The sequence below is a fragment of the Acidaminobacter hydrogenoformans DSM 2784 genome (assembly GCF_900103005.1).
GTDB classification, from domain to species: domain Bacteria; phylum Bacillota; class Clostridia; order Peptostreptococcales; family Acidaminobacteraceae; genus Acidaminobacter; species Acidaminobacter hydrogenoformans.
On the sequence record NZ_FMWL01000002.1, the window covers coordinates 142,299 to 160,227 of the forward strand.

A 17,929-nucleotide genomic window follows, 5' to 3' on the forward strand; every position below is an offset into this window, starting at 1 on the left:
CTTCTCAAGTGTGGCATTTTTGATTGTTTAACCTATTTATCTTATTCAGCCAAATCCCAAATTTTCAAAGCTTCTGCAGCTTCTTCAAGCTCATGCTTCTTGCCCCTGAGCATAAGCCGCTTGACGGATTCCCTGGCGCCCTCACCTTCGTAGAGCACTCTGAAAAGCTCCCGGGTGATAGGCATTTCCACGCCTTTAATTTGGGACAGTTCATAGGCGGAATGGATCGTATAATATCCCTCAACCACCATATCAATTTCCTTCAAAGCTGCTTCAACAGGAACGCCCTGGCCAATCAGCATGCCAAACCTTCTATTTCTGCTGTGAAGGCTCGTACAGGTCACGATCAAATCCCCTATGCCGCTGAGGCCTTGAAAGGTTGCGCTGCTGGCACCCAGCGAACGGCCGAGCCTTGCGATCTCAGCGATGCCACGGGTCATAAGCGCAGCTTTCGAATTGTCGCCAAACCCAAGGCCATCACTGATGCCTGCGCCCAGTGCTATGATATTTTTCAGCGCCCCACCGAGCTCGACACCTATAACATCCGGATTTGTATAGACGCGCAGCGACTCATTTGAAAAGACATCCTGAATGAGCTCAGCTGCACCCCTGCTCGCTGAGGAGGATACCAGGGTAGTAGGAATGCCGGCAGAGACTTCTTCCGCATGGGACGGCCCTGACAGCACGACATATTTATGCTTAGGAAAAAACGAATGGACAATTTCAGAGATCCGCTGGTGCGTCCCAAGCTCAATGCCCTTTGAAACATTCACAAAGACGACATCTTCAGAGATCAGCGCGGCATTCAGCTGGCTCAGCAAGCTCCGGATGGCCTGGGATGCCACTGCCAAAACTATGACTTTTGCCCCCAAAACAGCACTGTCCAAATCAGAAGTCACTTCAAGATCGCCAGCGAGTTCAACACCCTTCAGGTATTTCGCATTATGTCGCGTCTTTTCAATAACTTCAGTCTGCTGTGGATCGCGACCCCAAAATGCTGCCTGATGTCCATTATCAAGCAATACTTTGACCAGCGCCGTTCCCCAGCTGCCGGTGCCTAAAACCGCAATCTTCACGCTTTCACTTCCTTCTTCTCTCTAACAATAAAGCGGATTGGCGTACCCACAAAATCGAAATTTTTTCTAAGGAAATTTTCTATATAGCGGACGTAAGAAAAATGCGCCAGCTCTTGATCGTTGACAAACAGAATAAAAGTTGGCGGCTTGACTGACGCCTGGGTCATATAGTAGATCTTCAGGCGCTTGCCTTTGTCTGACGGCGGCTGTGTCAGCATGACTGCTTCATTCAGGACATCATTAAGCAAGCCGGTGGAAATGCGCTTGGCACATTCCGTTGAAACGTGCTTGATTGTGTCAAGCAGCTTGAACAGGCGCTGCTTTGTCACCGCGGAAACAAAGAGGATAGGCGCGTACTGGAGATAGGCAAGCTCGTTGCGAACCAGCTTCTCGAATTGATTGAAAGTATAATTGTCTTTTTCAATCAGGTCCCATTTATTGACGACAATGATAACCCCTTTGCCAGCCTCATGGGCATAGCCAGCAATTTTTTTGTCCTGTTCTGTCACGCCTTCTGAGGCGTCCAGCACCAGGAGGCAGACATCTGAGCGTTCAATCGCCGTTAAAGCCCTTAAAATACTGTACTTTTCAATACTCTCGTTGACCCGGCTCTTCCGCCGGATTCCAGCTGTATCGATAAAAACGTAGTCATCCTTATTGTATTGAAAAGGCGTATCAATGGCATCACGCGTCGTTCCGGCAATTTCACTCACTATGACACGCTGTTCCCCAAGGATGCTGTTGATCAGAGAAGATTTCCCGGCGTTCGGTTTGCCAATGACCGCCACATGGATCGTTTCATCCTCTTCTTCAGTTGCCGATGGTTTCGGAAAATACTGCACAATCTCATCCAGCAAATCCCCTATCCCAAGCACATTGATAGCTGAAATGAGAAAAGGCTCACCCAGGCCAAGGTTGTAATAATCGTAATAAAATTCGTTGGGAAGTGCGTTGTCCACCTTATTGACAGTCAAAATGACGGGTTTGCCCGCACGCTGAAGCATGAGCGCAATTTCTTCATCCCCCGTGGTGTAAGCCGACTTCCCGTCGATCATAAACAATATCACGTCTGCCGTATCAATTGCGATTTGTGCTTGTTCACGCATCTGTGACAATATGACGTCTTTTGAATCCGGTTCTATACCACCGGTATCAATCATGGTAAATTTGTAATTCAGCCATTCTGCATCTACATAAATTCTGTCTCTGGTGACACCCGGGGTATCTTCAACAATTGAAATTCTCTTACCTGCGACTTTATTGAAAAAGGTTGACTTGCCTACATTTGGCCTGCCAACAACAGCAACTACTGGTTTTCTCATCATGTTCACTCCTGGTTTTCTTTTTTCTGTGAGGGGGACTTCAGCCGGATACGCTCTCAAGCAGCTCGCGCAGCTGTGCGATTAAAGCCAGCCCTTCCACTTTGACAGGGATAATTTCTGCGCCCAGCTTATCGCTGAGCTGCTCGACGGTCCAATCATCCAGAAGTATGGTTTCCTCTGATTTCAGCATGGCTTCGGGCATCAGTACATAGTTCAGATCATGGATCTGCTCGAGGGCATTATAGATGTCGGATCCAGTGATCAGACCCGCTACAGTTATGGTATTACCGAAAAAGCTGTTTTCAATGGAATGAACTCTCAGTTCAAGCTCCGGCAGCTTCATCATGATCTCTTGTGCAAGCTGTGTCATAAACGCCCCCGCAAGGGTACCCGTTACAATATCAACGGTCATTCTGGACGCCCTTTGATTAGACAAATGTGTTTGAGGCGATGGTAACTGTTCAAGCGCCGCTTTAACTTCTGTTCCAAATTTTCGAATCAATCCTACCCCATTCTCCAGTTGTCTGAACCCCTCATACGCCTCGAATTCGGGAACTGGTCGCCCGGCCGTCAAATAAAATTCATCTGAGAGATGGATAAATCTGCTCCCCCTGGTCTTCAAAAATGTCGATTGCCAGGCAGAAACCTGATCAATCAGCTCAGAAGCAGAGCTCTGATCATAAAGCGTCAGGAGCGCTAAGCCTTCCCTGAATTTTGTCATGCCCACCGGAACTGCCGCAAGACTTACCAGATGCGGACCAAGCTGCGACAAATCCCTCAAGGTTCTGTCAAGCTCTTCCCCGTCATTGACCCCGGGAACCAGCACAATCTGGCCATTGACTTCAATTCTGTGATCCGTCAGTTTTTTCAGCCGTTCGAGGATGTCACCGGCGAATCGGTTGTTGAGCATGCGCTGTCTCAGCTCAGGATTGGTCGCATGGATTGAAACGTTGACCGGACTCAATTGATATTCAATCATCCTGTCGAGATCCTGTTCCTTGACATTTGTCAATGTGACATAATTCCCCTGCAGAAATGAAAGTCTCGAATCGTCGTCCTTAAAATACAGCGATTGCCGCATCCCCTTGGGGAGTTGATCAATAAAACAAAAAATACAATTGTTGTGACAATGCTTGGCATCATCCAAAATTGGATTTCCGAATTCTATTCCAATCTCTTCATAGAAGTCTTTTTCGATCTCAAGGGACCAAATTTCCCCGCTTGGCTTCATAATCTCAATTTCAATCTCGTCATCCCCGGAGTAAAAGAGAAAATCCAGAACGTCTCTGATCTCTTTTCCATTGACCGACAAAAGCCGGTCGCCTGTCTCTATGTCCATTTCTTCTGCTATAGAGCCCGCTTCAACTTTGGAGATGATATGACCCCGTTCCTTTTTCATGCCCTCACCTCACCCACTGATTTCAGACACGCAAACGCGGCCATCCTACCGGTATGGCCGCCATCTCTGCGGTTCGAGAAAAATCTGTCATCACACATTGTACAAAGTGGCGAAATTTCGATGGCTTCTTCAGGCACACCACAGGACTTCAAGATTTCTGCATTGATCCCTTTCAAATCTATTTTATGTTTTCCTCCGAATGGAACAAGCTGCTCCGAATACGCTTGGAAAAGACTTGAAACATCAAAACCCACTTCATAGCAGCACACCCCCGCTGCTGGCATGACGACAGCGTGAAGCGCAGCCGGTCTGCTGCCATATTCCTTTGTCATCCCTTCAACAAGCGCAGCGGCGGCTCTAAGGGATGTGCCTTTCCAACCGCTGTGGCATAACCCGACCGCATGGTGCTCTGGATCATAGACGAGTATAGGCACACAGTCACCATAAAAAGTAATTAACAGCACACCTGGCTGGTTCGTCATCAGAATATCCGTTTCTGGAAACACGGAGAAGCCTGGCTCAAAAATAGATTCTGGCGGCTCTGTTCCCAAAACTGCATAATGCGTGCCGTGTACTTGTCTGGTTGCGGCTATTTTCCAAAGCCGAACAGGCAGTGCTTTGATAAAGGCTCTCATATTCACAATGGCCTTGTCGTCAGGGTCGCTTGCGAATATTCCCATATTATTGCTTTCAAAGATCCCCGTGCTGACACCGCCATGACGGGTTGTCATGCCGGCCACAAGTTCCGGGAATTTATCCAATGATTTGAATTCAAGATTTGACATAAGGATTCCTCACTGCTCAGGTCGCTTTTTTTCGTTCAAAAGTTTTGTTAATTCGTCAATAAAAGTGTTGATGTCTTTAAATTGTCTGTATACAGATGCGAAACGGACATAGGCGACCTCATCCAGTTCTTTGAGCTTCAGCATCACAAGCTCACCGATCATTTCAGATGAAACCTCTCTATCCAACGTATTTTGGAGCTTTTTCTCAATCCAGTCCACGAGCTGCTCCATCTGTTCCATTGTGACAGGGCGTTTCTCACACGCTCTGATTATCCCGCCAAGCAACTTATTCCTATTGAAGGACTCCCTGGTCATGTTCTTTTTGACAACGACCAAAGGCACTTCTTCAATTTTTTCATAAGTTGTGAAGCGACTTTTACACTGGGTGCACTCGCGTCGTCTCCGGATGGACGCACCTTCGTCCGCAGGACGCGTGTCAATCACTTTTGTTTCACTGTCGCCGCAATATGGACAATTCAAGTACGTATGCCTCCTTATATTAAACAAAGGACCACCTGAGAACAGGTGGTCCCAGACTGAAGCGCAAAGTTGTTTTCAGTCGACGCGTTACCTTCTTTTTCTTAAGAATGGCGGAATCTCAAATTCACCTTGGTCACTGGCTCCGGCATTTCTTATTGCATTTTGGGCTGGCGCAGTTTCCTGGGGCGCTGGTGATTCCTGGACGACAGCTGGTGCTTCCTCTTGAGCCGCCGCTGCAATAGCAGCTGCTTCAGCCTTGGCTTCCTGCTGTTTCTTGATGACATCTTCGAAGCCAGTCGCAATAACAGTGATTCTGATTTCGTCCTTGATCGACTCATCAATCACAGCACCAAATATGATGTTTGCATCCTCATCAGCTTCTTTAGCGACAATTTCAGCAGCTTCATTGATTTCAAGAAGACCGAGGCTCGTGCCGCCTGTGATGTTGAGCAGGACGCTCTTTGCCCCATTGATGGTAGTTTCGAGAAGCGGACTGTGAATAGCCTGCTTGGCTGCTTCAATGGCGCGGTTGTCCCCGCTGGCCCGGCCGACACCCATGTGGGCAAGACCGCGTTCAAACATAATGGTTTTAACGTCCGCGAAATCCAAATTGACAAGTCCCGGAATTGCGATCAAGTCTGTAATACCCTGAACACCTTGCTTAAGTACATCATCCGCTATTTTAAACGCTTCGACAATGGAGGTCCGTTTGTCGACCACTTCGAGCAGCCGGTCGTTCGGTATGGTTACCAGGGTGTCCACCCTTTTTCTGAGCTCTTCAATACCGCGCTCGGCATGCGTCATTCGACGCTTGCCTTCAAAAGTGAACGGCTTCGTTACAACGCCAACCGTTAAAATTCCCATTTCTTTCGCGATCTCCGCAATAATTGGCGCAGCGCCAGTACCGGTTCCGCCGCCCATGCCTGCAGTAATAAAGACCATGTCTGCGCCCTGAAGCGCTTGATAGACATCATCCCGACTTTCTTCCGCAGCTTTGCTTCCAATCTCAGGATTCGCACCTGCACCGAGACCTCTGGTTAACTTTTCACCAATTTGAATCTTGTACTCGGCTCTGGAGTTATACAAGGCTTGCTTGTCTGTGTTAATGGCAATAAACTGTACACCTTTCAGACTAGCCTCTATCATACGGTTTACGGCATTGCTGCCGCCGCCGCCGACGCCGACGACTTTGATCTGGGCAAATTGTTCCAAATCGATATCAAATTCCAACACTATTTAGCCCCCTCGTCTATTCTATGTCATTCATCTTGTGTTTTCGCTAAATATTAATTTCATAATACCACAACATATGGTGCTTAAGAATATAATAATTCAAATTTGATAGCTTTTTCACGTATTTTTTGTCATTTTCTGCCGATAGCTTGTAATAATGTCTCTTCGAATAATCGCAAGGTTGTTGAACAGGCGAACACCAAAGGCAAAAACAGCGGCATAGTAGATTGGAACGCCTAAGTTATCTCCAATGTAGGCAAGGAAAGCCGCGAGTATGGCATTTGTGAAAAAGCCGCTTATAAAGATCACCATATCAAAGGTGCCTTCCCTTGAAGTACGAATAGCGCCAAAAACTGAATCTATGGCGGCTAATATGGCTACCGAGAAATAGATGGAAAAGCTTGTCGTAATGGATAGCGGTATGAGGTAGCCAATACCGAGGCCAATTAGAATACCTATAACAGCAATGATCATGGCATGATTTCCTCCATCAGATTCAGATACAGGGGATTTTTATATCCCGAATAAGCCGGTATTTTGACATTGATACTGGAATTGACTTCGACATAAAGTCCTATTTGTCGCAGCAGGCCGGCATAACCGCTGGGACCCTCAGTCACCTCAATAAGCCGATCCCTGTTGCCAATGGCTGTGATCACGTAGGGCTGCGCGAATACCTGATTATTGATCAGTATAGTCGGTCCGGTGCAATAGAGCTCTGTTTTTCCCAAAAGAATTCTCTGGTTGTTTATGGCAATTGCTTCTGCACCGGCATTGCGCAAATCATCAATCAAGGCTCTGATATCATAGTCATGAACAATAAGGGTATTGGGGTCCTCACCACTCTGCAAATCTCTTTCACCATCAGAGACAATAACGACGACACCAGGTCCCGCCAAATCTGTATACCCCGCAAAGGCTTTATAAAGCCGGATCTCCTCTATCAATACTGAAGCGAATGATACCTCTGGATCTTGGGCCGCTTCGTATTGCACCGTCTTTTCTATGAGCTGATCTTTCAAGGCCAACAGCCGTTCAATCTCAGCCTTTTCTTTGACTATAGTCCGCTGCAAACCGTCAAGGTCGGAAATCTGCACATATTTGTATCCGAGGTTGGTCACCTTCAGTTGAAGCGCGATCAAAATTCCCAAAGTGATCATCAGCATCATGATCAAAGCTTTACTGCGATTCACTTTCACTTAGTTTTCCCCCATTTGGCGCTATGGCTGGACAATATTGGCATAACGAAATTCAACAACACCGGCGTACTTGGAAATCGTAACTTTTTCCATACGCTTCACTTCCACAACATATTTTCGATCCCTGAGTTCGGATACAATGCCCATTCTGTTGGTTATAGCATTGTCAAGGGTAATGCTGTTGCCAATTGCGCGAATGATCAGAGGTAAATTCTGTGGAATTTTGTTGACATTGATGTCATTGCCCGCCGCCCGGATCTCCGTGGTGCTAAGCACCCTCTGATCGTTGATGCTGATGGCTTCAGCGCCAGCTGCGTTCAGCTCGTTCACCATGGATAGAATCAGTTCGTAATCATAGACAAGGTTGGATTCGTAAGTGGAGTCAATTGAGGCCTGAGGGTTGTCAATCAGGATTTCAATGCCTTGCCCGGCAACATCTACGAGCCCTGATAACGCCTTGTAGCGATTCAAGTCCTCATTCAGATTTTTGATTAGAACACTGCCTTTGGATTCACTTTCTTCAATTTCCTTAAGCCTTGCGGCCAAGGTCTCTACTTCGCTCTGAAGCAAATCCCGCTCGTTTTTTATTTTTGTCAGTTCTGTCACGAGCTGAGTGGATTTTTGAATAGGGCTCAAGCCTTGAAGGACATTTTTTTGAACTGCTTTGAACTGTATGGCTACAAATATGCCAAGAACAATGCAGATCAAGCCAATCATCCACTGATCTTTTTTGATTTTCACGCAGGTTGACCTCCTATTGATCAAAGGGTTTGAAGGTTGGAAGGCCTTCCGTACTGACATCGATCAGCCCCGTCGTCGTCCCCTTTTCCTTAAGACTTTCGTAAATGACAACAAAGTCGTTGAAGCGGCGCTCAACATTTTCAACCTCCCCAAAGCTTCCTCTGATGCCATCTTGTGTCTGGACAAATACACTGTCGTCCTTATACTCTATCACATTTGAAAAGGCGAGGTGCGATTTTTTCATCAGGATTACCAAATCCACCGTTCGCTCTAAGATTTGCTGATTTTCTACTTTTATTTTCTGGCCAATTTTGAACTCTCTAAAACGAAAACCAGAGACACCCACCGCTTCCGGCTCTGACGGATCCACACCGAGTACACGCAGAGATTCATCCAGAAGAATATAAAATCCGCTGTTATAGATACTGAAAAATGGCGTCCTATAAATCAGCTTCACGTCAAGGCCTCCAGGGAGGATTTTGGTAACCTCAGCCTGTTCAATAAAAGGATGCGTCAGGAGCTGCTGCTCGAGAATGTGTTCCGACATAAGGAACACAATGTTATTTTCCTTTCTGATCCCCATCTGCTCAAGCAAAATTTCTTCCGTCATGTAAGGGTTAGGGGTATAAATCACTGTTTTAAGTTTGTAAAAATCCGTCATGATCAGGCTCACGGCGAACAGCGCGAGAACCCCGGCGAACAGCACAACCAGTAATGTCATTGCTTTTGAAGGTGAATGGTATTCAGCTTCTGTCATCATCCTTGTCTTCACCTCGCAGACATGGCCTGAACAAGGTCTTTCACGATCAGATCAGCAGCGTCACCGCGCTGAACGGATGCAAATTTTCCCTTCATTTTGTCAAGCTTTTCAGGTTGTTCGACCCATTCCTGGATCATGCTGATAATTTTTGTGTCATTCAAATGGCGCTCTGGAAGGAGAACACTTACCCCAGCCCGTTCCAGAGACCTTGCGTTGTATTCCTGATGGTTCTCACTGACATTTGGCGAGGGGATCAGGATAGAAGGTGTTGAAACCGCAGTCAATTCAGCGATCGTAGTCGCCCCTGCCCTGCTTATGACAAGATCAGCCGCGGCCAGATAATCCGGCATATCGAATAAATAGGGCATAACCTTCAGGTTGTTGCCCATACTGAACTCATTTTGCTCGAGAAGTTTCATAAAACGCTCATAGTGTGCCTTTCCAGTCACATGAATGATTCTGACTTTAGGATGATTCCTAAAATGATTCATAACGAGCATCATGGTTTCATTGAGCCGCTTTGCACCGCCGCTGCCGCCAAATGAGAGGACGAGGAGCGCCTCATCAATCCCGAGTTTAGCGCGACATTGTTCTTTGCCGAGGTGCTTGAACTGCGACCTGACAGGGTTGCCGGTAAGCAACGCCCTTTCCGGATGTTTCAAGGCAGACAAAGTCTCAGGAAAACTGATATAGGTCCGCTTAACGCGTTTTTCGAGCATGCGGGTCGTTTTTCCGGGATGGACATTTTGCTCATGAATTGCTGTGAATTTCCCAGACAGCGTACCTGCCAAAACCATAGGCCCGCTGACATATCCGCCTGTTCCGAATACCAAGTCAGGTTTGAAACGTTTAATCAGTCTCAAAGCCTTCAAAACCGCTCCGGCTGCTTTTATAGTTGTCTCCAGAATATCTCCGGGGGTTTTCTTTTGAAAACCTTTGACCTCCATACCCACAAAAGCAAGTCCTGACTTTTCAACAATTTCCCTCTCCAGGCCTCTATTCGAACCGACAAACAGGACCTCAACATTTGGATCCAGGTTCTTAAACGCTTCAACCACAGCGAGCGCGGGATAGACGTGTCCGCCGGTTCCACCGCCGGTAACGATAATTCGCATAATCAAGACTCCTAACTTCGATCGATTCTACTTCCCATGACGGACATCACGGGCCAACTTCGCTATTTAATCACTTTTGACTGTTTGGATATATTGAGCATAATGCCCATGGAAAACATAAGCATCAGCAGGAAATTTCCGCCATAGCTGATAAATGGCAGCTGGAGACCCGTCACAGGCATGGAAGAGGTCACGACCGCCACGTTAATTATGGTGTGAATCGCTATCATGGATGTGATCCCTGCCGCGAGAAACAACCCATACTGATCAGGCGCGTTCATGGCAACACGTACGCATCTGTAAAGCAAAAACATAAATAAGACAATCAATAGCGCAGCCCCTGCAAAACCCAGCTCTTCACCTACAGTGGCAAAGATGAAGTCATTTTGTGGCTCCGGGATATACAGCTTGTTCAGTGTGCTCTGCCCTAAACCGACACCGAACAGCCCGCCGGAACCCAACGCGTAAAGTGACTGAATTACCTGCCAGCCATCTCCAAAAGTATCTTGAAACGGGTCGAGGAAAGTCAGGAACCGCTTGGCGCGCCATTCATTCGACAAAATTGCCAGATAAATGCCCGCGCCGCCTGCGGCGCCAAGGGTCAGAAGCTGAAAAACGTTGACTCCAGCGACAAAGGCCATGGCCATAATTATGCCGCTAATAGTGATCGCATTGCTCAGATTTGGCTGCTTATAGATCAGGACAAAATAGGCGCCCACTATAAAGAGGACTGGCAGCATCCCGGACGAGAACCGACTGAGTTTCCTCTGCCTGTTTTCCAAAAATCCGGCCATATAAACTATAGCAGCAATTTTGGCAAATTCACTCGGCATGAACGTCAGCGGGCCAACATCCAGCCACCGCACCGCACCGTTGATCTCAACCCCAAGGGGTGTAAAGAGCAGACCTAAAAAGACAAAGCTGGCGACAAACAAAAGAAACCCAATCTTTCTATACCACTTGTAATCGACCATGGAAGCGACAATCATGGCAGCGACACCACCACCGGCCCAGACCAGATGCTTCTGAAGAAACAGATATTTGTTTTCCCACGTGGCCATGGCATAGTAAAAGCTCGAGCTGAAAACCATCATGACGCCTGTAAACACCAGCAGCATCACCGCGATCAGTAAAGCATAATCAACGCCTTCAATTTCCTTCCTCATGACCTTCACCTCAATTCATTGACACATCGCTTGAAGTGCTCTCCCCGCTTCTCGAAGTTTTCGTACATATCCCAGCTGGCACAAGCAGGAGACAGCAGAACCGCGCCGCCTGCAGGCGCGCTGGACGCCGCGCTGCGCACCGCTTCCTCCATATTATTGACTCTTTCCACAGCGTTAAAACCAAGTCTGCCGGCTGTCGCTTCGATCAGCGGCGCCGTTTCACCGAGGACAACCAGCTTGACAATGCGTCCATCAAAAGCCTGAATCAATTCATCAAAGGTACTGCCTTTATCCATGCCGCCTGCAATGAGGACCGTCGGTCGCGTCATGGCCTCTACGGCCTTGATTGACGCATCTGGATTTGTGCCTTTTGAATCATTGTAATATAAAACGTCGTCAATTTGCGCCACAAATTCAATGCGGTGCTCAACGCCTTGAAATGATTTAAGTACGGATTGAATAACCTCTTTGGAAATGCCCGCGAAATAAGCAATGGCACTGGCTGCCAAGGCGTTTTCCAGATTGTGGCTTCCAGGGATAAAAATTTCACTCTTATGGGTAATGACTTCCCTTACACCGTTCTCAGCGTTTTTAACCACCAACGCGCCTGAATTTGGATCACAATAGAGGCCATCCTCGACTTCACGCAGCCGGCTGAAAAGGATTGTCCTGGCACCGGTCCCGGCAGCCCGCTCTTTGAGAGCCAGTGTCTCCGGATTATCAGCATTTAGAATGATAATGTCACCGCTGGACGCGTTATCAAAAATTCTGCATTTGGCATCTATGTAATTCCCCATTGTTTTGTGACGATTCAAGTGATCTGACGTCACATTCAGAATTGCTGATATTTTTGGATGAAAGCTATGAATGGATTCGAGCTGAAAGCTGCTGACTTCCGTAATCCAGTGCGTCTCCTCAGTCGAGGCCTCTGCCGCGTCGACGACAGACTGACCAATATTGCCCGCAACGAGGGTATGCCGCCCCGCCGCCTTGAATATTTCTCCTGTCAAAGCCGTCGTTGTCGTCTTGCCATTTGTACCGGTAATTGCGTAGAATTTTCCCTTCGCAAGTCGGTAACCAAGCTCAAGCTCTCCAATAATTTCAACACCCGCTTTTTCAGCGTCTTTGACAAATGGCAAATCCATAGGGACGCCGGGACTTACCAGGATGAGCTGATAACCTGAAACCTCACCAGGATGCTGACCGAAGAGGGTCTCCCTGTAGCAGCCTTTAAGCGTAGGTAAAATCTCAATAAAAGCCTCTTCAGCTTTCAGGTCATTTAAGTCGACTGCGTAGCCCATCTTATTGAGGGCTTTAACCGCAGGAATACCTGATTTTGCGAGACCAACCACTAAAGCGCGCTTGCTTTCTGTCATATTCATACTCCCTCCTACAGACGCAGCAGCCAGAGGCTGATGACACAGCCAAGGGCAGTTACAGCATTAAAAATCCACACGACTTTTGTCTCGTGCCACCCAGTCAGCTCAAAATGGTGGTGAATTGGCGCCATTTTAAACAAACGCTTTTTAGTCAGCTTGAAAGAGCCCACCTGAAGGATGACACTGAGCGTTTCTATAACATATATGATTCCAAAGATCAGGATCCACAGCACGGTCCCCGTCGACAGCGAAAGCGCCGTGACAGCCCCACCGAGCGCCAGCGAGCCCACATCCCCCATAAACACTTTGGCGGGATAACGGTTAAAAAACAAGAACGCAAGCAACCCACCTGCGAGAATGCAAGCTAATAGGCCATTACTGTGCGCACCTGTTCGGTAAGAGATTATGCCGATGGTCACTGCCACAAGCACAGTCACAGAGCCCGCAAGCCCATCCAGGCCATCCGTCAGGTTGATGCCATTAGACAGCGCCAAAATGACAAAGACCACAAAAGGAAAGTATACCGGCCCAAGGTCAAAGGACTGCGTTATTCCAGGGATTAAAATTTCCGTCCCAAATGCCGCACCCGCATACCACGCGCCGGCCAAAGCAGCTGCAAACTGCCCCACAAGCTTCTGCCATGCCCTTAATCCAAGGTTTTTCTTCCTGCTGATCTTCAGATAATCATCTGCAAATCCCACTGCACCTAACCCTAAGAAAAGGAGCATAAACAGCCTGACTTCCGGGCCAAATTCACCTCTAAGAAGTACAATTCCAGTCACGGCTGTCATAAAGATCAGACCGCCCATAGTAGGTGTGCCGGACTTTGCCAAATGGGCCTTGGGCCCCTCCTCACGAATGCTTTGTCCGAATTTCATCTTTCTCAAAAGGGGGATCAGCGCATAGCCAAGCGCGATCCCAACTGCCAGCGTCATCAGCGCCGCCAGTAAATAGGACTGAATCATAAAATGCCTCCACTGCTAAAATTTGTGCTCTTTTTTCGTTAACACAATTGTTAATGGTTGAAAGTTTATAATATACCATGGTTTATCAGCCAAGCTGAGTCTCCATACCGCGTGACTGCGATAACCGTTTCCAAAAATACAAAGCTCTTTCAGCCTCTTCCCTGTCATCAAAATGATGCTTGGTTGTACCAATTATTTGATAGGTCTCATGGCCTTTTCCAGCAATTATCAGAACATCCCCAGGCTGCAATCCTTCCACAGCCAAAAAAATGGATAGATGACGATCATCCTCTACCGTGACCTTATCCATAAAATACTCGGGTATACCAGCGAGAATTTCTTTCAAAATCGCTTCAGGGTCTTCAGACCTTGGATTGTCACTGGTCAGATAGACCTGGTCCGCAAGCTCTGCTGCCAGACGCCCCATGACCGGCCTCTTCCCGCGGTCACGATCTCCGCCGCATCCAAACACAACAATAAGCTTGCCCCTCGTAAGCTCCCTCGCTATCTCCAGCACATTTTTAAGCGCATCCGGGGTATGGGCAAAATCCACAAACACATCAAAAGGCCATGACCCTTTTATACGTTCCATTCTTCCTGGTACCGCCTTTAAGCTTCCTGCAGAAGCCGCAATAGCTTCCTTGTTGAACCCCAGGGCTGACAAGGCAGCAAAAACAGCCAATGCATTTAAGACCTGAATTCGCCCTAAACCCGGGACCTGAACCTTCAGTTGTCCATCAGGCATGGTCAGCGTGAAGACTGTGCCCGTTTGCGTCCAGGAAATCTGTGATGCCCTGAAATCACAGTCCCCGGTTACACCATAGGTCAGTACGGGTCTGCCAGTCCTTCGCAGCTGCTCGATCAGACGCTTTCCATAGGGATCTGAGGCATTAATGACTGCAGCCCCCTCATTTAAAGTAAACAGAGTTGCTTTCGCCTGAAAATAAGCTTCCATATCCCCATGAAAGTCGAGATGGTCCTCTGTCAGATTTGTAAATACCGCGCACCTAAAATGTGTGAAATCTACGCGTCCCAGGGCCAGACCATGAGAAGAGACCTCCATCACCAAATGCGTAACGTCATGGTCAACAGCCTGTCGAAACAGCCGCTGCAGACCAACAGGCTCCAGGGTCGTGTTTTGTGTTTCAAAGAACTGGTCACCAATGCGATTGCCTATGGTCCCCAAAACCCCAATCCGCTTGCCTTGACTTTCCAGAGCGTCCGCCAGCATTTGCGCCACTGAGGTCTTCCCATTCGTACCTGTGATCCCTATAACATTAAGGGCATTTGAAGGCTCCTGATAAAATCGTGACCCAATTAAAGCCAGCTGGTCTGACAGTCCTTCGACGAGCACAACGCAAGAAAGACCCAATATTCCAGGGTTTTCTAAAGGTCTCTCTACGAGTGCTGCCACCGCACCTCGGTTTGCCGCTTGATCCAAATAGGCGTGGCCATCTGTTGTCAAACCTTTTAAAGCGATAAAAAGATCTCCCTCTTCCAGTTTCCTGGAGTCAGTCTTAAGATCTTTAATTTCTGTATCTAAGTCTCCCATCAAACATTGATAGGGCAGCCCATCCAAAAGGCACTTGAGCATCATAGCAAACACATCCTGCAGCAGATTAACAGAGAAGCGCTGCATAACGCGCATAAAACAAGCGTCACTGCTCCCCTGAGTTTGGATAAAACAAAAAGGCAATTCAGTATACAACAAATTGCCTTTTCATTATAGCATTTTTTGCTTTAAAAATTTAATGGGTCGTATCAAAAGATAAGATTACAATTGAATGCTGCCTGATTTTTTCTCCAGCAACCGGATACTGCATTTGAACTATAGCTTCAGGGTCGTCAAGGTCAATTGGCACAGAATTAAGTAAAAGTCCGGAGGCATCCAGAATAGCCTGCGCCTGTTTGAAAGACTTTCCCTTCAAATCCGGTACCGTAACCATTTTCGCAGCATCCAGGATTTCCGGTTCAACCTTCATGTATCTCAGTGTATCCAGCAAAATATTATGGGCAATTGGCGCTGCGACAACGCTGCCAAAGTTGATGTCCCTTGGCTCATCAACAATGACCAGCACGACAACTTTTGGATCCTCCACAGGCGCAAAGCCTACAAATGAAGCATAAGCGAGATCTTTGGAGTAGCGTCCATCTACAAGCTTCTCTGTCGTTCCAGTTTTTCCACCGACCCCTATACCGGGAATGTAGGCTTTTTTACCCGAACCTTTGAGAACAACTGATTCCATCATTTTTCTCATTTCATCAGAGGTTTCCTTTGAGATGACCTGTCGACGCACGCTGGGCTCAAAGGATTCAACGACATTGCCATCATCATCCGCCAAAGCTTTAATTATCAACGGCTGCATCAGATTCCCCCCGTTGACGATTGCAGAAACAGCCGTAGCGACCTGGATTGGGGTTGTTGAAACGCCATGACCAAAGGACATGGTGGCCAGCTCTACTGGACCAATTTTATCTTTGGGCTGAACAAGGGCGTTGCCTTCTGCAGGCAGTAAAATCCCGGTTTTCTCTGTAAAACCAAAATCCTCAACATATTTAAAGAATGTTTCTGTTCCCAAGCGCTGTCCAATTTCAATGAAGACTGGATTACATGAATTTTCGAGCCCTTGTGTCAAGGTTTGAAGTCCATGGGGATTGTTGCTTCTCCAGCAGTTAAGCCTGACACCATTGACTATGATGTAGCCTTTATCGTTAAACGTTGAATTTACAGTAACTTTGTTTTCTTCAAGGCCGGCAGCCGCTGTCAACAATTTAAAAGTCGATCCAGGCTCATAGGTGTCACTGACAATTGGATTTCTCCAAATTTTGTTCCACGCCTCAAACATGGCGTCATTGTCCATAGCCGCTATTTCTTCTTCGCTGAAATAAGCTGACAAATCCCTTGGCATGTTGGGATCATAATCTGGCTTTGTCGTCATTGCCAACACTTCTCCAGACATTGGATCCATGACAACAGCCATGATCCGCTTTGCGCCAAAGTCTTTCAGTCCGCCATCAACCGCTTTTTCCGTAAAGTGCTGTATGACCTCATCAAGTGTCAGCACGACGTTATAGCCATCCTCAGGACTGTAAACCTTTTCGTCCCCGGTTGGAAGTGTACGCCCAGCAGCATCTGTATAAGAGACAATTTTTCCGTCAAGCCCTGACAGTGAATCGTCAAGCATCTGTTCAATGCCTGACAGGCCATCCCCATCTTCAGTGGAATGTCCAATTATATGAGAAGCAAAGTTTCCATAAGGATAGACCCGCTTGCTGGACTCCGTCACCCAAATGCCTTTAAGTCCTTTGTTGCGGACTAAATCCGCCTTGGACTTGGTGAGCCCCTTGGCAACACGAACCAGTTTGCTTTCTGGATTTCCAATTCTATCAGCGATAAGCGCCGCAGGTTCGTCCAGTATTGTCGACAATGCTTCTCCATGAGTATTTGGATCCGAAATATCCGCCGGTCGTGCCCAAACCGTAAAGGTACTCATGGAAAAAGCGAGCTTCATACCGTTTCTGTCAAGAATATCACCACGCATTGCCGGAAGTGGAATATCCCGAATTTGATGGCTGAGCGCCTTAGTCAGATAAAACTCGTTATTAATAATTTGTATATAAGCCAATCTTCCTATCAGCGCGAATAAAATAAGGCTGACTATAAGATAGGCAGCCCATAAACGAATTCGATGCATCTTATTTGGTTTCGTCATAGAAGCCTTCCTTCCACTTTTCAACATAGCCGCATGATGCCTTCAGACGCTTGCGGCAATACTGAACGCGCAGATGATTCATGGTTAAAGGGAGATCAGTTAGGAATGCCATCTGCGCCTGTTGTCATTCTGTCTTCTACAACATAATCACTTTTTGAAATGCTGTCAAGGGAGTATTTCCAGTTAGATGTCAAATAAACGATCTGTTCCGGTTGGGGATACTGCATTTTCAACTCCTGAACAGCCACGCGTTCAACGTTTTCCAAAGAAACCGTACTGTCCATTGACGCGTTGATCTCCTCGATTTCCTGGTTAATCTGTTTGATTTCAGAGGTCATGGCATGAATATGGTATTTCGCTTCATAAACATCTGCGTAGCGGATTACTAAAAAGGACAGCATGGCAAAAAGGAAAGCTGAAAACGCTATGATCCGCAGGGTGACCGCAAATCTATGGCGCTGCTTCTTGTGCATGGCTTTAATTTCATGTCTGAAGGCCGCGTCTTCAACGTTCTTTTTTAATATGTAAGCACGATAGTCATCATAATCCTGAAAATCCGTCATAGTTCTTGCAGCTGACATGCTCACGCCCCCTGA

General features: G+C 47.2%; 17 protein-coding genes. All 17 read right to left on the reverse strand.

All coding sequences use genetic code 11. The annotated features are described in order from the left end of the window. Nucleotides 1-41: 41 nt before the first annotated feature. Complete coding sequence (locus BLP63_RS02555; protein WP_092589318.1) at nucleotides 42-1,076, reverse strand: NAD(P)H-dependent glycerol-3-phosphate dehydrogenase; 1,035 nt, start codon at nucleotides 1,074-1,076, stop codon at nucleotides 42-44. Further along, nucleotides 1,073-2,398 carry a ribosome biogenesis GTPase Der gene (gene der / locus BLP63_RS02560; RefSeq protein ID WP_092589319.1) on the reverse strand — a complete coding sequence of 442 codons (1,326 nt, stop codon included), beginning with the start codon at nucleotides 2,396-2,398 and terminating at the stop codon, nucleotides 1,073-1,075. The genes BLP63_RS02555 and der overlap by 4 nt, the downstream gene beginning before the upstream one ends. Before the next feature lie 40 nt (nucleotides 2,399-2,438). Next, complete coding sequence (locus tag BLP63_RS02565) at nucleotides 2,439-3,797, reverse strand: DUF512 domain-containing protein (RefSeq protein WP_092589320.1); 1,359 nt, start codon at nucleotides 3,795-3,797, stop codon at nucleotides 2,439-2,441. Further along, on the reverse strand, nucleotides 3,794-4,582 hold the full coding sequence (locus BLP63_RS02570) for a polyphenol oxidase family protein (protein WP_092589321.1): 789 nt from the start codon (nucleotides 4,580-4,582) through the stop codon (nucleotides 3,794-3,796). Before BLP63_RS02570 ends, BLP63_RS02565 begins: the two co-directional genes overlap by 4 nt. A 9-nt stretch (nucleotides 4,583-4,591) precedes the next feature. Further along, on the reverse strand, nucleotides 4,592-5,062 hold the full coding sequence (nrdR, locus tag BLP63_RS02575) for a transcriptional regulator NrdR (RefSeq protein WP_092589322.1): 471 nt from the start codon (nucleotides 5,060-5,062) through the stop codon (nucleotides 4,592-4,594). Nucleotides 5,063-5,149: 87 nt separating this feature from the next. Further along, entirely contained in the window at nucleotides 5,150-6,295 is a 1,146-nt protein-coding gene (ftsZ, locus tag BLP63_RS02580; RefSeq protein ID WP_092589323.1) for a cell division protein FtsZ, read from the reverse strand. 117 nt (nucleotides 6,296-6,412) lie between these two features. After that, complete coding sequence (locus tag BLP63_RS02585; RefSeq protein WP_092589324.1) at nucleotides 6,413-6,769, reverse strand: small basic family protein; 357 nt, start codon at nucleotides 6,767-6,769, stop codon at nucleotides 6,413-6,415. Further along, the gene (locus BLP63_RS02590) at nucleotides 6,766-7,494 is read right to left on the reverse strand and encodes a DUF881 domain-containing protein (RefSeq protein ID WP_092589325.1); all 729 of its coding nucleotides are present in this window, start codon (nucleotides 7,492-7,494) and stop codon (nucleotides 6,766-6,768) included. The genes BLP63_RS02585 and BLP63_RS02590 overlap by 4 nt, the downstream gene beginning before the upstream one ends. A gap of 21 nt (nucleotides 7,495-7,515) precedes the next feature. Continuing rightward, complete coding sequence (locus BLP63_RS02595) at nucleotides 7,516-8,235, reverse strand: DUF881 domain-containing protein (RefSeq protein ID WP_170829242.1); 720 nt, start codon at nucleotides 8,233-8,235, stop codon at nucleotides 7,516-7,518. A 13-nt stretch (nucleotides 8,236-8,248) separates the two neighbouring features. Continuing rightward, nucleotides 8,249-8,995 (reverse strand): cell division protein FtsQ/DivIB, encoded by a 747-nt coding sequence (locus tag BLP63_RS02600; RefSeq protein WP_092589327.1) that lies wholly within the window; start codon nucleotides 8,993-8,995, stop codon nucleotides 8,249-8,251. A gap of 8 nt (nucleotides 8,996-9,003) precedes the next feature. Then, nucleotides 9,004-10,110 (reverse strand): undecaprenyldiphospho-muramoylpentapeptide beta-N-acetylglucosaminyltransferase, encoded by a 1,107-nt coding sequence (gene murG / locus BLP63_RS02605; RefSeq protein ID WP_092589328.1) that lies wholly within the window; start codon nucleotides 10,108-10,110, stop codon nucleotides 9,004-9,006. A 62-nt stretch (nucleotides 10,111-10,172) separates the two neighbouring features. After that, nucleotides 10,173-11,276, reverse strand: coding sequence for a putative lipid II flippase FtsW (ftsW, locus tag BLP63_RS02610; RefSeq protein WP_092589329.1), 1,104 nt, complete (start codon nucleotides 11,274-11,276; stop codon nucleotides 10,173-10,175). Between the two features lie 5 nt (nucleotides 11,277-11,281). Further along, nucleotides 11,282-12,652, reverse strand: a complete 1,371-nt coding sequence (gene murD, locus BLP63_RS02615) for a UDP-N-acetylmuramoyl-L-alanine--D-glutamate ligase (protein ID WP_242870762.1) — start codon at nucleotides 12,650-12,652, stop codon at nucleotides 11,282-11,284. Nucleotides 12,653-12,666: 14 nt separating this feature from the next. Further along, entirely contained in the window at nucleotides 12,667-13,620 is a 954-nt protein-coding gene (gene mraY / locus BLP63_RS02620) for a phospho-N-acetylmuramoyl-pentapeptide-transferase (protein ID WP_092589331.1), read from the reverse strand. 85 nt (nucleotides 13,621-13,705) lie between these two features. Beyond that, the gene (locus BLP63_RS02625) at nucleotides 13,706-15,217 is read right to left on the reverse strand and encodes a UDP-N-acetylmuramoyl-L-alanyl-D-glutamate--2,6-diaminopimelate ligase (RefSeq protein ID WP_170829243.1); all 1,512 of its coding nucleotides are present in this window, start codon (nucleotides 15,215-15,217) and stop codon (nucleotides 13,706-13,708) included. A 151-nt stretch (nucleotides 15,218-15,368) separates the two neighbouring features. Then, nucleotides 15,369-17,333 (reverse strand): penicillin-binding transpeptidase domain-containing protein, encoded by a 1,965-nt coding sequence (locus BLP63_RS02630; protein WP_170829244.1) that lies wholly within the window; start codon nucleotides 17,331-17,333, stop codon nucleotides 15,369-15,371. A 95-nt stretch (nucleotides 17,334-17,428) separates the two neighbouring features. Beyond that, nucleotides 17,429-17,914 (reverse strand): hypothetical protein, encoded by a 486-nt coding sequence (locus BLP63_RS02635; protein WP_092589334.1) that lies wholly within the window; start codon nucleotides 17,912-17,914, stop codon nucleotides 17,429-17,431. Between the last annotated feature and the right edge of the window lie 15 nt (nucleotides 17,915-17,929).

Coding starts and splice junctions, on each gene's coding strand:
- murG (WP_092589328.1), bottom strand. CDS start 10,110: ATGCGAATTATCGTTACCGGCGGTGGAACCGGCGGACACGTCTATCCC.
- BLP63_RS02625 (WP_170829243.1), bottom strand. CDS start 15,217: ATGATGCTCAAGTGCCTTTTGGATGGGCTGCCCTATCAATGTTTGATG.
- BLP63_RS02565 (WP_092589320.1), bottom strand. CDS start 3,797: ATGAAAAAGGAACGGGGTCATATCATCTCCAAAGTTGAAGCGGGCTCT.
- BLP63_RS02635 (WP_092589334.1), bottom strand. CDS start 17,914: ATGTCAGCTGCAAGAACTATGACGGATTTTCAGGATTATGATGACTAT.
- ftsW (WP_092589329.1), bottom strand. CDS start 11,276: ATGAGGAAGGAAATTGAAGGCGTTGATTATGCTTTACTGATCGCGGTG.
- mraY (WP_092589331.1), bottom strand. CDS start 13,620: ATGATTCAGTCCTATTTACTGGCGGCGCTGATGACGCTGGCAGTTGGG.
- BLP63_RS02630 (WP_170829244.1), bottom strand. CDS start 17,333: ATGACGAAACCAAATAAGATGCATCGAATTCGTTTATGGGCTGCCTAT.
- BLP63_RS02570 (WP_092589321.1), bottom strand. CDS start 4,582: ATGTCAAATCTTGAATTCAAATCATTGGATAAATTCCCGGAACTTGTG.
- BLP63_RS02600 (WP_092589327.1), bottom strand. CDS start 8,995: ATGATGACAGAAGCTGAATACCATTCACCTTCAAAAGCAATGACATTA.
- BLP63_RS02585 (WP_092589324.1), bottom strand. CDS start 6,769: ATGATCATTGCTGTTATAGGTATTCTAATTGGCCTCGGTATTGGCTAC.
- murD (WP_242870762.1), bottom strand. CDS start 12,652: ATGACAGAAAGCAAGCGCGCTTTAGTGGTTGGTCTCGCAAAATCAGGT.
- der (WP_092589319.1), bottom strand. CDS start 2,398: ATGAGAAAACCAGTAGTTGCTGTTGTTGGCAGGCCAAATGTAGGCAAG.